At 64.5% G+C, this 14,606-nt stretch carries 13 protein-coding genes and 2 tRNA genes; 12 read left to right on the forward strand and 3 right to left on the reverse strand.

Annotated features, from left to right (window positions below):
- Nucleotides 1-71: 71 nt before the first annotated feature.
- The 3 genes from QSV46_RS27155 (at nt 72) to QSV46_RS27165 (ending at nt 2,430) form a co-directional block, all read left to right on the forward strand.
- Nucleotides 72-147: transfer RNA gene (locus tag QSV46_RS27155), tRNA-Thr, on the forward strand.
- Between the two features lie 112 nt (nt 148-259).
- Entirely contained in the window at nt 260-1,927 is a 1,668-nt protein-coding gene (locus QSV46_RS27160; protein ID WP_314958676.1) for a hypothetical protein, read from the forward strand.
- Nucleotides 1,928-2,037: 110 nt separating this feature from the next.
- Nucleotides 2,038-2,430 carry a hypothetical protein gene (locus QSV46_RS27165; RefSeq protein ID WP_314958678.1) on the forward strand — a complete coding sequence of 131 codons (393 nt, stop codon included), beginning with the start codon at nt 2,038-2,040 and terminating at the stop codon, nt 2,428-2,430.
- Nucleotides 2,431-2,501: 71 nt separating this feature from the next.
- Here the strand turns inward: QSV46_RS27165 and QSV46_RS27170 are convergent, their stop codons facing one another.
- The gene (locus tag QSV46_RS27170; protein ID WP_314958681.1) at nt 2,502-3,554 is read right to left on the reverse strand and encodes a polysaccharide deacetylase family protein; all 1,053 of its coding nucleotides are present in this window, start codon (nt 3,552-3,554) and stop codon (nt 2,502-2,504) included.
- A gap of 254 nt (nt 3,555-3,808) precedes the next feature.
- Between QSV46_RS27170 and QSV46_RS27175 the strand changes: the two genes are divergently transcribed.
- Entirely contained in the window at nt 3,809-4,117 is a 309-nt protein-coding gene (locus QSV46_RS27175; RefSeq protein ID WP_314958684.1) for a hypothetical protein, read from the forward strand.
- A gap of 190 nt (nt 4,118-4,307) precedes the next feature.
- On the forward strand, nt 4,308-4,520 hold the full coding sequence (locus tag QSV46_RS27180; protein WP_314958687.1) for a hypothetical protein: 213 nt from the start codon (nt 4,308-4,310) through the stop codon (nt 4,518-4,520).
- Between the two features lie 121 nt (nt 4,521-4,641).
- Here the strand turns inward: QSV46_RS27180 and QSV46_RS27185 are convergent, their stop codons facing one another.
- A complete protein-coding gene (locus tag QSV46_RS27185) occupies nt 4,642-6,330 on the reverse strand; it encodes an MFS transporter (RefSeq protein WP_314958689.1) in 1,689 nt (562 codons plus the stop codon).
- Nucleotides 6,331-6,478: 148 nt separating this feature from the next.
- Between QSV46_RS27185 and QSV46_RS27190 the strand changes: the two genes are divergently transcribed.
- The 7 genes from QSV46_RS27190 to QSV46_RS27220 all read left to right on the forward strand — a co-directional run bounded on the left by QSV46_RS27190 (nt 6,479) and on the right by QSV46_RS27220 (nt 14,308).
- Nucleotides 6,479-7,849 (forward strand): hydrolase, encoded by a 1,371-nt coding sequence (locus QSV46_RS27190; RefSeq protein ID WP_314958692.1) that lies wholly within the window; start codon nt 6,479-6,481, stop codon nt 7,847-7,849.
- A gap of 48 nt (nt 7,850-7,897) precedes the next feature.
- Nucleotides 7,898-9,265 carry a cytochrome P450 gene (locus tag QSV46_RS27195; RefSeq protein ID WP_314958694.1) on the forward strand — a complete coding sequence of 456 codons (1,368 nt, stop codon included), beginning with the start codon at nt 7,898-7,900 and terminating at the stop codon, nt 9,263-9,265.
- 50 nt (nt 9,266-9,315) lie between these two features.
- Entirely contained in the window at nt 9,316-10,725 is a 1,410-nt protein-coding gene (locus tag QSV46_RS27200; RefSeq protein ID WP_314958695.1) for an adenylate/guanylate cyclase domain-containing protein, read from the forward strand.
- Nucleotides 10,726-10,863: 138 nt separating this feature from the next.
- Nucleotides 10,864-11,352 carry a TerB family tellurite resistance protein gene (locus tag QSV46_RS27205; protein WP_314958699.1) on the forward strand — a complete coding sequence of 163 codons (489 nt, stop codon included), beginning with the start codon at nt 10,864-10,866 and terminating at the stop codon, nt 11,350-11,352.
- Between the two features lie 228 nt (nt 11,353-11,580).
- Nucleotides 11,581-12,360: an SDR family oxidoreductase gene (locus tag QSV46_RS27210; protein WP_314958702.1), complete on the forward strand. Its 780-nt coding sequence runs from the start codon at nt 11,581-11,583 to the stop codon at nt 12,358-12,360.
- Nucleotides 12,361-12,549: 189 nt separating this feature from the next.
- On the forward strand, nt 12,550-13,344 hold the full coding sequence (locus tag QSV46_RS27215) for a glutamine amidotransferase (RefSeq protein WP_314958704.1): 795 nt from the start codon (nt 12,550-12,552) through the stop codon (nt 13,342-13,344).
- 151 nt (nt 13,345-13,495) lie between these two features.
- Nucleotides 13,496-14,308 carry an enoyl-CoA hydratase gene (locus QSV46_RS27220; RefSeq protein WP_314958707.1) on the forward strand — a complete coding sequence of 271 codons (813 nt, stop codon included), beginning with the start codon at nt 13,496-13,498 and terminating at the stop codon, nt 14,306-14,308.
- A 119-nt stretch (nt 14,309-14,427) separates the two neighbouring features.
- Here QSV46_RS27220 and QSV46_RS27225 read toward each other — a convergent pair.
- Nucleotides 14,428-14,503, reverse strand: a tRNA-Ala gene (locus QSV46_RS27225).
- Nucleotides 14,504-14,606 lie beyond the last annotated feature (103 nt).

Consider the following 14,606-nt stretch of genomic DNA (forward strand, 5'->3'; position numbering starts at 1 on the left):
CAATTCGGGCCATGCCCGATATCAGGAGCGCGCGTATCGGGACCGGTATCGCCCGCGTCCCGGCCGGGTTCGCCGCAATAGCTCAGTTGGTAGAGCACGTCATTCGTAATGACGGGGTCGGGGGTTCGAATCCCTCTTGCGGCACCAGCGCCCAAAATTCACCCGATCGTCACAAGCCGGCGTTTGCGCACTGAAACCATCTGGCGTGCGCGTTGCGCTCGGCGACCGTGTCACTACGATGCGCCGCCGGGAAATGCGCATGGCGGGGCAAATGGTGGGTACGGAGACGACGGCCGGGACGACGGATCTGCGCGCCTGGCTGCGGATCTCCGGCCTCGTCATTCTCGCCGCATGCGTCACCGCCATCGTCGCCTCGCGGTCGATGGAAGCCTCGCAGCTGCACGGCCGGCTGTCCGTTCCTCCGCTCTATGACGACGTCTCCTATTTTCGCGACGCCGTGCGCTGGATGAACGCTGCAACAGACCAAAGCGTCTTTGCCAGCATCTGGAGCTTGCTGCATCACCACGCGCCGTTCTCGACGCTGGTGGCGGCTATCGGGCTTACGCTGTTTCCGGGAAGCTTCATCGGGCCCTATCTCGTCCACGCCGTGGTTGTCTTCGCATTCCTGCTCGGGGTCGTCGGGCTGGTCTGGCGCCGGTCCGTGCTCGAGATCGCGGCGTGCCTGATTGCCGTGCCTTGCGTGCCGGTGCTGTGGCACACGGTCACCGAAGCACGCCCTGATTTGCCTTCGGGTCTCGCCATCGGTCTTGCCGCCGGGGCCATCGTCCACCGCGACGTGCTTCTGCGCAGCGCTCGCGCGCTCGCCGGTCTCGGCGCTGTCTGCGCGCTGGCCGCCAGCATCAAGCCGACCTCATTCCCCGCCGCGCTTGCGCTGCTCGGCAGCGCATTTGCGATCCGGCTGCTGGTCGATTGCAGCGAGGCTGGCGGATTGCGGATCTCGATTCGCAAAGCGTTCAGCGCGTTCCTGTGGTTCGTGCTGCCGCTGATTGCGACCACGGCCGTACTGATCGGACCGGCTCTGATTGAGACCGTCACCTACATCTTCACTGTGTTCGTCGGCCAGCGCGATCTCTGGACCACGGGCGAGAGCTTCCGGGCGGGACTGCTGCGGTTCTCGATCGGTGGCGAAGGACAATTCGGCCTGCACTATTGGCTGGTCATTGGGCCGGCCTTGATGGGGCTGCGGCTCTTGCTCGCCGCGATCCATGGCAGAAACGCGTTGCTCGATGCCGTCGTGCTGCTGTCGGCTGTGCTGATCGCCTATGCCATTCCCTCCATCGCGGAGATCAAGACCTATTATTTCGGCGCGATGTTCTATGGCGTCTTCATCGTCGCGATGGCCCTCAATGGCTGCACCAGCCTGATGCTCGCTGAAGCGCTGCTCGCCCGATTTGGTCTCGGCAGCGATATCCGCCGCATCACGCTCACGGCCGCTCGGGTGCTGGCGCTGGCATTTGTGGTCCAGTTGTTCGTCAGGCACGTCATCACCGGCCAGATCAGCACGGCGACGCCACTGAGCGCGCAGCAGCAGGAGAGCATCCGCGGCGCGACCGAACGGCTCTGGTCGTTGTTGCGCGACATAAAGCCGGAGAAGCCCGGCCCGCTCTATGTCGCCTTCTCGAGTCCCTATCCGGTGACGTCGGCGACTATCCAGCTATACACCGAACAGGCTCGGATGAATCTCGTGATGCGCAACGAGCTCTTTCACCGGAGTGCGCAGGCAACGGGCGACGCGCTGTTGCGGTCGGACATCCTCGTGCTTTCGAGCTCGATCCCGCACACGCTGCTCGGGCCGCGCGTCGGCGACGAGCTGATCGCCCGGATGGACGCGGACAAGAGCCTTTGCCCGCTCGAGACCCAGACCTTTCCGGACGTGACGCTGCGGGTCTATCGGCGCAAGTGCTGATTGCGGTCTGGTGGGTTCGAGATTGCGCGGGAGCCTATGTGACGTCAGTCACCTCGCCGAGGAAGGGCCTCCCGTAGGGTCCCGGTCACGCAAACACGGGGAGATTTCACATGCGCAAGATCATTCTGGTTGCGGCCGTGGTCCTGACTTCCGCGTCTGCCCGGGCGGGCGACCGCAGCCTGTCGATGTCCGCGGCGACTGACCACACCTCCGCTTCCCAAATCACGACGACCGCAGCCACTCTGGTGAGCGAAGTCGCGCCGGCCGTCGAGGCTCCGAAATACCTTGATCGCCCGCCGGCAATCCCGGCTCCTCCCGCTCCCGCCGCTGCCCCCGCGCCTGCGGCAGCGACCGCTCCTGCCGGGACCGCGACAGCTTCAGCGCCGGCGGCAGCTCAGCCCGCGCCAAAGACAACGGCAAAGGCCCACAAGCCGAAGCACCAGCGCGCCTGGACCGAGCGCCGCATCATCAGCGAGCTGCATCGCCACGGCATTTATTGGTAAGCCGCCGCTTCCTTCCAAATGCAAATGGCCGGGCGAAAGCCCGGCCATTGGCGTATCGAAGCGGTGGTCGCTTACTGCGAAACCGTCTGCACTACACTCGCGATCGGACGGGCGCTCGAGGTCGGCACCTTCAAATCCTTCAGCAGCGCCTCGTCATATTCCGGCAAGGTCTGGAAGGTCGTCTTGGCCTTCATCTGCACGACCTTGTAGCCGCCCGCCTTGAGCCGCGCGAGTAGCGTCGGCATGGCTATGCCGGTGTTCTTCTGGAAATCGTGCATCAGGATGATGCCCTTGCCGAGCTTGTCGAGCCTGGTCATCACAGTCTCGATGATCTTCTCCGGCGTTGCGCCCTTCCGGAAGTCGAAGGAGTCGATTTCGGTCGAGAACATCGCGACGTTCCGCGTGCCGAAATAGGTCACCATCGCAGGATTATGCTGAAGCTGCGGGAAGCGGAAGAACGGCGCCGGGTTGGTGCCGAGCGCGAATCTCACCGCGCTGAAGCCCTTCTCGACTTCGTCCTTGACCTGCTGCTCCGTCATCTTCTTGCTGTTCAGGTTGACGTGCGACCAGGTGTGGGTGCCGACCGTGTGGCCCTGTGCCAGCACCTGTTTCAGGATTTCCGGATGGTAGGTCGCGTGCTTGCCGACCGAGAAGAACAGGCCCTTGGTGCATTCATCGGCGAGCGCCTTCAGCACCGCGGGCGTGTTGACCGGCCAGGGACCGTCGTCGAAGGTCAGCACGACCTCCTTGTCGGTGAGGAAGTCGAACTGCTTGAAATGCTCGAAGCCGAAGCCGGGTCCGCCTGTGGTGTCGATCTCGACCACGCGGGCGACGCCGAGCGCGTTCGGATTGGCGCAGGCCTGTTTCTGCTGCACCGGCAGGGGCGCAGGTGCGGGTGCCGCTGCCTGAGCAAGTGCTGCCGGCTTGCCGGCGATGGTCGCGGTGGTCGCGACGTCGTCCTTGGCGGCGAGCCTCGCCGGTGCCGGCAACGGATCGGCGGCACGGGCGGCAACTGTCTTGGGAGCGCCCTGGTCGGCGCGCGAGGAATAATAAAACCAACCGCCGGCGGCAATCACGACCGCCGCAATCACACTGGCCAGCATCAGGCCTAACGCATTACGCATCGCTACTCTTTCCAATTACGCAACCAAACCTGCGGAATTTCCCGCGCGACGAGCCATTAATGCGAAGGAACAGTTAACGTGACACCAACACGACAGCGGATGCGGAGGAATTTCAGCGAGGTGCGCCAAAGTGACCGAGGTCACAGAGAGTGGGCCTCCCGTGATCATCATCACGGTGGAAACTGTTTTGCTGGAGCATCGTAGTTCCCATCAACAACGGGCTCCGCTTGCAGCGGCGCCGATGGGAGCTTCAAATGACCAAATCTTTCTCGACCAAATCCTTGAGTATCAAAATCCGCGACAGCAGCCTGGCGCTCGGCTTTGCCGCCATCGTCTCGATCGCTTCAACGACCTCAAGCTTCGCCTTCTCGTCCGAAGCGCAGCAGCAGTGCACCGGCGATGCCTTCCGCCTGTGCTCGGCGGAAATTCCCAACATCCCGAAGATCACGGCGTGCATGAAGAAGCATCGTTTGGACCTGAGCGCCGGCTGCCGCGCGGTGATGGACAAGGACCTCGCCAAGGGCGCCTCACGCAAGGTCGCTGACGCCCAGGACAGTCAGTAAAAGACAAGCAGTGAGCGCAACATCGCGATCGTTGCGTCTTGCGTCGGTCAGCTCCCCCTCGCGATGTGCCCCGGCGTCAAGCCGGGGCCACGCGGCGGCGAAGATGCAGCCCGCCCATAAAGCCGTTGCGGCCAGGTGATCGTCGCACTAGCTTCGCCCGCACATTCGTCCGGGTAAGAGGCATTACGCGATGACTAGATTTCTTTTCGTTATTTCTTTGCTCCTGTGCGCATCGAGCGCCTCCGCGCAACAGCCCGGGCACGATGCCTGCGCGCGTGACGTCACGCGCTTCTGCCGCCCGGTGATGAACAATGGCGATCAGGCGGTGCTCGCCTGCCTCAAGCAGAACCGCACGCGGCTGAGCAAGGGCTGCGAAAAAGTGCTGACGGACCACGGCCAGTAAACACACCCCTCGTCATTCCGGGGCGCGCCGTAAGGCGCGAGCCTGGAATCCATTTCTCCACGTTTATGCTGCTCGATGGATTCCGGGTTCGCACTTCGCGCGCCCCGGAATGACGAGAGACCTACGTGCTGCTCCCCGCTGCGGTCGCCACCACCGGCAGCACCTCGGCATCTGCACGATCCGGCGTCTCCTCCTTCCAGCGCACCGAGCCGAACGGACGCTCCAGCATGCGGCGGATTCTCACCGGCTCGGGGCCGATGTGAAAGTCGATCGCCTGCTGATGCAGTGCGCGCTCGGATTGGGTCGAGCGGTTGCGCTGGCGCAGATAATCGAGCCAGGTCGGGCAATGGTAACGCTCGGTCCACAATTCCGGATCGGCGATGTCGCGCGCGATCGACCAGCCATAGGCGCCGTTGCGCTGGCGCGAGAGCTGCACGTCCTGCATCACATTGTGGAACGCGCGCGCGCTCTCCTGCGATACGCGGTACTCGATCTCGACCACCAGCGGCCCGCTGCGCGCCGTGAGCGACAGCTTGACCTCCGGATCGGCGAGCAGATCGGCATCCTCGTTGCGCGCACCGACGCGCGGCATCGCGAGCCAGATACCCAGCACCGGTGAGATCAGCATCAGGCCGGCGGCGACCAGCAGCGCGACCTCGACGCCGGCATAGTCGGTGAGGTGGCCCCAGCCCCAGGCGCCGATCGCGATACCGCCGGAAATCGAGGCCTGGAATGCCGCGAGCGAGCGGCCGGCGACCCAGCGCGGCGCCGATAGCTGCACGCCGATATTGAACAGCGCAACCGCGGCCATCCAGACCGCACCGGCGAGCACCAGCGCAGCCGCCGTCAGCACCGGCTCGGTGCTCACGGCAAGGGCGGCCATCGCGAACGCCATCGAGATGGTGCAGGCGCGGATCGCGGCCTCGCCGCTCATGCGCTTGCGCAATTCGTGGATGTTGAGCGCGCCGATCACGGCGCCCATGCCGAAGGCACCCAGCATGATGCCGTAAGTCTGTGCGCCGCCATGCAGCAGGTCGCGCGCGACGAGCGGCATCAGCGCCATGACGGCGCCGCCGATCAGGCCCATCACCAATGTGCGCAACAGCACGATCTTGATCGGCGGCGAATTGGTGATGTAGCGGAAGCCCGAGACCATGGCGCGGTTGAGCTTCTCCCGCGGCAGCCGCGAAGACTCGGTATTGCGTCGCCACAGCAGCAGCACCACCAGCAACGGCAGATAGAGGATCGCGTTGCAGGCGAAGGCGGCCACCGCACCGAGCGCCGCGACGATGACGCCGCCGACCGCGGGACCGAAGCTCCGCGCGATGTTGTAGCTGATGCCGTTCAGCGCGACGGCCGACGGCAGTGCATCGGGCGGAACCTGCTCGCTGACAGAGGACTGCCAGGCCGGGCCGAACAGCGCATTGCCGCTGCCGACGACGAAGCAGAAGGCGAGCAGCAATTCCGGGGTGATGAGGTTGAGCCAGGCCAGCACCGTCAGCGCGGTCGCACCGATCAGTGCGATCGCGAGCGAAATCAAGGTCACGATGCGGCGGTCATACATGTCGGCGATGGCGCCGGCCGGCATCGAGATCAGCATGATCGGCAGCATCAGCGCGGTCTGCACCAGCGCCACCTTGTCGGCCGAGGCCGCCATCTGCGTCATCGCCCAGGCCGCGCCCACGCCCTGGATCAGGAGGCCGAGATTGGAGAGCAGGCTGGCGAGCCAGATACGCCGAAACACGGTGTACCGCAGGGGTGCGGTGATGCCGTCGGCCGCAAATTTCTGACGGTTCGGCTGCTCGGTCATATCCCCTTCCATTTGGGCTGGCAGAAGTGGTCTTCGAGTGGTCTTTGGGTGCTCCCGGCAGATTCAGTGATGCCCGCGAAAGTCCTTCGCTGTCCAGTGGTTAGGCCGGTATAAGCGGTGCAAAGATAGTTTTGCCGGGGAGGAACAGATGAAGCTGTCGCGACGGACAATCCTGCAAGGTGCGGGCAGCTTGCCTTTCGCACTTGCGAGCTTGCGGGCGGATGCGTTGGCCCAGACCGCACCCACCGCTGCGCCGGGCGAGGTGCCTCCGATCCTGTTCGTGCACGGCAATGGCGACTACGACGCGCTCTGGATGACGACCTTGTGGCGGATGGAATCCAATGGAATCGCGCGCGACCGCATGGCGGCGATTAACTTCACCGATCCCAATGCGCGGAGCGACGACAAGGTCGAGCAGGCGAACCGCTCCTCAACCGAGGATCAGCGCCGCGAGCTCGCCGCGGCCATCGCTGAATTGAAGCGCCGTACCGGTGCGCCTCGCGTGGCGCTGGTCGGCAGCTCGCGCGGCGGCTATGCGATCCGCAACGTCATCAAAAACGGCGGCGTCGGCGATGTCAGCCATGCCGCCCTTTGCGGCACGCCCAATCACGGCGTGTTCGCGACCGACGACACGCTTGGCAGCGAGTTCAATGGCCGTGGCGCATTCTTGCGGGGCCTCAACGAAGGCGAGAGCGAGGTGACCCCGGGCACGGCCTTTCTCACCTTGCGCAGCGACGGCATGGACAAATACGCGCAAGCCGACGGCCGCTTCATCGGCAAGCCCGGCACGCCGACCGGCGTCACCGTTGACGGGCCGGAATTGAAGGGCGCCACCAATCTCGTGCTCGGCACGCTCGACCATCGCGAGGTGGCGTTTCACCCGCGCGCCTTCCGCGAGATCTACAAATTCATCGCGGGACGCGAGCCCGCGCGTATCGCGATTGTCCCTGAACAGAACGTCAGGCTGAGTGGTCTCGTCACGGGCACGCCCGGCGGTGTGTCGACCAATCGCCCGGTCGCGGGTGCCACCGTCGAAATCTTCCGCGTCGACCCCGAAACCGGGGAGCGCAAGGGCGGCGCGGTGCATAGCGCGAAGACCGGCGCCGACGGGCGCTGGGGCCCCGCGCAGGTCGAGCCTTCCTGGTCGCTCGAATTCGTCCTGGCATCGCCGGAGGCGCCGACTACCCATATCTACCGCTCGCCTTTCCCGCGTTCGTCCGGGATTGTGCACCTGCGCGCCGCCCGCCCGCTCGGACCGGCCGACAAGGACGCCGGCGCTGTCGTGATCATGTCGCGGCCGCGCGGCTATTTCGGCTTGCCGCGGGACGTGGTGCTGTTTGACGGCAGGGAGCCGGCCGACGTCAAGCCGGGCGTGCCCACGGATGCGGCAGCAACCCTGCGCCTTTCGGCCGCCGAGGTCGGACATGACGTCGTGGCCCAATTTGGCGAAGAACGGATTGTGGCACGCGCCTGGCCGGCCTCCGAGAACAGGATTGCGATTGCCGAGCTGACTTATTAGCTGTTGAGTTGCAAGCCTTGACTGCGAAGATATCTGCGGGAGAGAGCCATGAACATCGCCAGCCTGCGCCGGCCGATCGTCCCTCCGACCCCGCCGCGCGCCCCGGACGATATGTCGTTCCTCGGCCGACTTGCTGTGATCAAGCAGAACATGATCGCAACCTGGGGCCAGCGCGCCTACGAGGAAGACGTCATTGAGGGCCGCTTCTTCTTCCGCAACAGTTTCATCCTGAATCGCCCGGACGCGATCCGGCACGTCCTGCTCAGCAACTACGAGAACTATTCGCGCACGCCGGCCGGCATCCGTATGCTGCGCCCGGTTCTCGGTGACGGCCTTCTGATTGCGGAAGGTCATTCCTGGACGTTTCAGCGCCGCACCCTTGCGCCGGCCTTCACGCCGAAGGCGACTGCCAACCTCGTCCCGCACATGACCGCTGTGCTGGACGAGACCATCGCGAAGCTCGAGGAGCGCACCGGCGAGCCCGTTGATCTGCGCGAGCTCATGCAGCGCATGACGCTCGAGATCGCCGGACGCACCATGTTTTCCTTCGGCATGGACCGGCATGGCCCGACCTTGCGCAACTTCGTCATGGAATATGGGGCACGGCTGGGGCGGCCCTATTTCCTCGATATGGTGCTGCCGGTGTCATGGCCGAGCCCGGTGGACTTTGCCCGCGCGCGTTTCCGCAAGCGCTGGACCGAATTCGTCGCGATGCTGATTGCCGAGCGTCGCGCCGCGGGCAAGAAGGACGGTGCGCCGCCGCGCGATCTGTTCGATCTCATGGATGAGGCGCGCGATCCCGAGACCGGCAAGAGTTTTTCCGACGAACAGCTGGTCGACGAGGTCGCGACCATGATTCTCGCGGGGCACGAGACCACGGCGACCGCGTTGTTCTGGGCGCTCTATCTGCTCGCGCTGGATCCTGAGACGCAGGAGGAAGTGGCTTCCGAGGCCAGCGGTGAGCATCTCGACAGCATGGCCGACATCGATCGCCAGAAATTCACCCGCGCCGTGATCGAGGAAACCATGCGGCTCTATCCGTCGGCCTTCCTGATTGCACGAGCCGCCCGGGACAAGGACAATGCGGCCGGCGTTGCGATCGGCAAGGGCGACATCATCATGATCGCGCCGTGGCTGCTGCATCGGCACGAGAAGCTGTGGGATCAACCGAACGCGTTCATTCCAAAACGCTTCATGTCGACGGAGGCGCCGGATCGCTTCGCTTATCTGCCGTTCGGCGCGGGGCCGCGCGTCTGCATCGGGGCGCCGTTTGCACAAGCTGAATCCGTGCTGGCGCTGGCGCGGCTGATCGGCGCGTTTCGCGTCGAGCTTGCCGATACCAGTCCGGTCATCCCGCACGGCGTCGTGACGACCCAGCCCGGCCACTCGCCCATGTTCCGCATCACGCGTCGGTGACAGGCGGCGGCCTGGCCAATGGCGTTATCCATCCTAGACAGAGTTTCTCCATGAGCGATATCCAAGCCCAGCTTTCCGTCCTGAAGCAGACCGCCGATCCGGAGGTGGTTGACGCGATTCAGCATCTCATCGACCACGGTGAGGATCACGAGCTTAATCGTGTCAATGTTCTCGACTTCTCCAGGCAGCACAATCTCGACGAAGAGCGGGCGATCTCGGGTTTCCTGCATTCGGCTCGGCTAGGGCTGTTCGATCTGGGCTGGAACGTGCTGTGTCCGGGATGCGGCGGCGTGCTCGGCGCGCATTCGACGCTGAAGGCGCTCAAGCCCGACGACTATCACTGCGCGCTCTGCGCCTGCGGTTACAAGGCTTCCGTCGACGATCAGGTCGAGGTCTCCTTCACGGTGAACCCGCGCGTGCGGCGCATCGCGGCGCATGACCCCGACTCGCTTCCGGTGTGGGACTATTTCAAGCAGGTATTCTGGAGCTCCGGCGTCGACTTCAACAAGGACTCGTTTGTGACGCTCGCCAACGAGGTCACGCTGGATACGCTCGAGCTTCCGGCCGGCGAGAAGGCGACCATGTCGCTGCAATTGCCGAACGACTTCATCATCATCTTCGAGCCGGTGACGCACGCCGCCCAGTTCATCGACGTTCAGGGCGAGCCCACCAAAGAACGCCAGCAGCTCGCGATCATGTACAACAAGGTGCAGGCTCCGACCGGGACCGCGGTGATGCGGCCGGGTCCGTTGCGGCTGTCGCTGGAAAACCAGGCCGGCGTGCGGGTGCTGCCGTCGGTATTCATCGCGGCCGACGCGCTTCATCACCTGATCGGCAAGCGCAAGCCGTTCCTCACCGCCAAGCGGATGCTGTCGAACCAGACGTTTCGCGATGTCTTCAAGGCGGACAATCTCAGCCTCGACCAGCGGCTTCAGATCACCTCGCTGACCTTCCTGTTCACCGACCTGAAAGGTTCGACGGCACTCTATGAACGCGTCGGCGATCTTGCCGCCTTCGATCTCGTGCGCGCGCATTTCCATGCGCTGCTCGAGATCATCTCCTCTGAGAAGGGCGCCGTGGTGAAGACGATCGGCGACGCCGTAATGGCGACCTTCGTTCGTCCCGAGCACGCGATCGTCGCGGGCCTGCGGATGCGCGCAGCGATGGACGAGCTCAACAGGCAGCGCGGCACCGCCGATCTCATCGTCAAGATCGGCATCCACGAAGGTCCCTGCCTTGCGGTGATGCTCAACGAGCGTCAGGATTATTTCGGCCAGACCGTCAATATCGCCGCGCGCGTGCAGAGCCTGTCCACGGCGCAGGAAATCCACATCACCGGACCGGTGCTCGATGCGCCGGCGGTTGCCGAGGTGTTGCAGCAGCGCGAGATCAGGCCGATCCAGAAGCAGGCCGCGCTGCGCGGCATCGCCGACAAGATGGTGGTGTACGAGATCCCGTGAGGGACCGACGGCGCCTTGAGATTGCCGAAACGTAATGCCGCGCGCGGAACTGACGCACGTTGCGCCGGTTGAGTTTCCCGCACATATAAAGCTGGTAACCGCCGCGCCCCGCGGCGTCATCGATTTCGGTAGGACCTTATGCTCGACGGCCTGCGCCAATTCATCGCCGACATTGTTGCTCCCCAAGCCCCGGACCGCGCGTTTGGCGACAGCGATTACCGGCTGGCGGCGACCGCGCTGCTGGTTCACGTCGTCTCGCTGGACGGCCAGCCGACGGCGGCCGAGCAGCGCAAGCTGCACAGCCTGATCGAAAGCCATTTCGGCCTCGACCGCGGCACTGCCGATCGGTTGATCGCGGACGCGACCCAGGTCGAGGGCGAGGCGGTCGATCTCTATCACTTCACCAGCGTCATCATGCGCTCGCTCGACGAAGACGGACGCAAGCGCCTCGTCCAGATGATGTGGGAGCTGGTCTTTGCCGACGGCCAGGTCACCGAGTTCGAGGACAACGTGGTCTGGCGCGCCTCCGACCTGCTCGGGATTTCGCAGCGCGACCGGATCGACCTCAAGCATGCGGTCGCGGACCGCGCCGGTAGCCAGGTCAGGGACGGCGCCGTCGGCGGCTGATCTGTCCCGACGCTGCAACATTAGCGGTTGTGCGGACCACATGACGAAACTTTAATGTGGTCCCGGGCCGCCCCGGCTTCGGATTTCCCTGCAAATCCGGGGTTTTCCTGCTCCCCCTGTTGCCCGCTCAAGCAGCCATGCTGCCAGCGCCGCTTGCCTGCCGCGCATGGCCTATGCTCTCGTTCCGCCATTGCGGGGCCAAAAACTTCAATTCAAGAGACTTCGATCGTGACTGAGCGGGTAACGTTGATCACCGGCGCCTCGGCAGGCATCGGCACGGAGCTGGCGCGTGTGTTTGCTGCCAACGGACATCGTCTCGCGCTGACGGCGCGACGTGGGGACCGGCTGGAAGCGCTCGCGAACGAGCTTGCCGCCAGCGGCGGCAAGAGGCCGATCGTGATCGCCTGCGATCTCCAGGACATCGATGCCGGCGAGAAAATCGCCGCCGCGCTCGCAGCCGAAGGTGTCGAACTCGACAATCTCGTCAACAATGCCGGCTTTGGCGTGTTCGGTGATGCCATCGAGCGCGATCGCTGTGAGCAAGTCGGCATCGTCGATGTCAACGTCCGGGCGCTGACGGACCTGTCGCTGCGTTTTGCCGATCAGCTCGTCAGGAACAAGGGCGGGCTTCTCAACGTCGGTTCGGTCGCGGGGTATCTGCCCGGCCCCGGCATGGCCGTGTACTACGCGTCCAAGGCCTACGTGATTTCCCTCACCGAGGCCTTGCGGGCGGAGCTCGCACCGCGCGGTGTTCGCGTCACCGTGCTCTGCCCGGGTCCGGTGCCGACCGAATTCCAGGCGCGCGCCGGCGTCGGGTCCGGACATGACACGGCCCTTCTCAATGTCTCTGCCGCCGTGGTTGCGCAGCAGGCCTACCGTGGCCTGATGGCCAACAAACGGGCAGTTCTGCCCGGGCTCGGCATCAAGATCGTGCCGTTCGCCCTGCGTTTCTTTCCGCGCGGCTTCATCCTGGCCGCCACCAGCCGATTCCAGAGGCAGCGACGCTAGATTCTCGTTTTGACGCGTGTTCTTGACGCGAGCCGGTATCGACTTCGCTCGAATGTCCTGACGAAAGCCAAAGCCTCCGTAGTGGCCCGGAGCTTGCTTCAATATCGGCGCGTGTGTGCGCAAACTCACACGAAATTAACGATCGCTTAGCTACGCTGGCGGTCTGAACCGATAGCACTCGCAAAGGCCATGTCGTTCCGGACGGACAGGTTTGGTAGCGCAGAAGTGGTGCCCTTCCGAAACAGGGCGCTGAGCGGCGGCGCCTCCGAAACGAGGTTGCCGGTTCTGATCATCCTGCATCAGGAATCCTCGACGCCGGGCCGCGTCGGAAATGCGTTGCGTGCGCTCGGTCATCATCTCGACATCCGCCGCCCGCGCTTCGGCGATCCCCTGCCTGAGACACTCGATCAACACGCCGGCGCCGTCGTCTTCGGCGGTCCGATGAGCGCCAACGATTCCGATGAGTACATCCGCCGCGAGATCGACTGGATCGAAATTCCGCTCCGCGAGCAGCGGCCGTTCCTCGGCATCTGCTTAGGGGCGCAGATGCTCGCGATGCAGCTGGGGGCCCGCGTCGCGCCGCATGCGGAAGCGCTGACCCAGATCGGCTATTACCCGATCCGTCCAACGGCGGCGGGACATGCACTCTGCCCGAATTGGCCGGCGCAGGTCTATCACTGGCATCGCGAAGGCTTTGAGCTGCCGGTTGGCACCGAGCTGCTTGCGGAAGGTGATGATTTTCCGGTGCAGGCGTTCCGCACCGACAATGCCTTCGGCGTGCAGTTTCACCCTGACGTGACCTACGCGATGATGCATCGCTGGACCACGCGCGGCTATGACGGTTTCAGCGCGCCCGGCGCACGGCAGCGTCATCATCATTTTGCCGACCGGGCCGTCTACGACGTCGCGGAACGGGCATGGCTCGATCATTTCATCGATGGCTGGCTGGCGCGCCGGCCGATGCTGGCGCAAGCCGCCGAGTGATCGCGGCTTCGCGCAGGTCGTTCGCGCAGGTCCTTCACATAGGTCCCTGGCGCAGATCCTTGGCGCAAGTCCTTGCCTAATCCCTGGATATGCTAGGCTCCTTCCTAACGAGCGCGCGGGAACGCGTGCCGGCAGGCAATGGGAGAGCGCCATGGGTTACGAGCACATTCTCTATGACGTCAGCGACAAGATCGCGACCATCACGCTCAACCGTCCCGATCGCATGAATGCGTGGACGCCGATCATGGAACGCGACGTGCGCCATGCAATGGAGGCGTCAAGCGCGGACGACAATGTCCGCGTCATCGTGCTCACCGGCGCCGGCCGCGCCTTTTGCGCCGGCGCCGACATGGACGTGCTGAAAGGGCTCGATCCCAGCGACGTCAGGCGCGCATCGAACCTGCCGCCCTTCGACATGAACCGCCGCCCCGACTGGCAGACGCGCTACGGCTTCTATCCGTCGATCGGAAAGCCCGTCATCGCCATGCTCAACGGTGCAACCGCCGGCATCGGGCTCGTCCACGCGCTCTATTGCGACCTGCGCTTTGCCGCCGACAACACCGTGTTCACGACGGCTTTCGCGCGGCGCGGGCTGATCGCCGAGCACGGCATCAGCTGGATGCTGCCGCGCATTGTCGGCCATGCCAACGCGATGGATCTTCTGCTTTCGGCCCGTCGTGTTTCAAGCGACGAGGCGCTGCGGATCGGACTGGTCAACCGGCTCTGCCCGCCCGAAAAACTCCGCGAGGAGACCTATGCCTATGCGCGTGACCTCGCCGATTTCGTTTCGCCGAGCGCGATGGCCGTGATCAAGCGGCAGCTCTACGAAGTGCCTTTCCAGACACTGGCGGAGGCGACGATCGAGGCCAACCGGGAGATGATGGTGGTGTTGAACGGCAGCGATTTCCGGGAGGGGGTGGCGAGCTTCATGGAGAAGCGGCCGCCAAGGTTTACGGGGAGGTAGGGATTCTGGGATGGAGCCCGCCGTCGCCCTGCGGGCTATGGCGCGGCAGCCTTCGCTCACTTCGCTACGAAGCAGCCGGGCTGGCTTGCCTAGCCGAAGCTCGCGAAGCGAGCGAAGGCTGGTGGAGCCAGGCGGGATCGAACCGCCGACCTCGTCATTGCGAACGACGCGCTCTCCCAGCTGAGCTATGGCCCCTTTGCAGGCCGCTCTGGTAAACGCGGCCGACAACCGGGCGCCATTTAAGTCCCCGGAAAGGTCAAGTCAAGGACGGGTGTAACCCGGTTTTAGCCATCCCGGC

Origin of the sequence: Bradyrhizobium cosmicum (genome assembly GCF_032290525.1) — a bacterium.
Lineage (GTDB): Bacteria > Pseudomonadota > Alphaproteobacteria > Rhizobiales > Xanthobacteraceae > Bradyrhizobium > Bradyrhizobium cosmicum_A.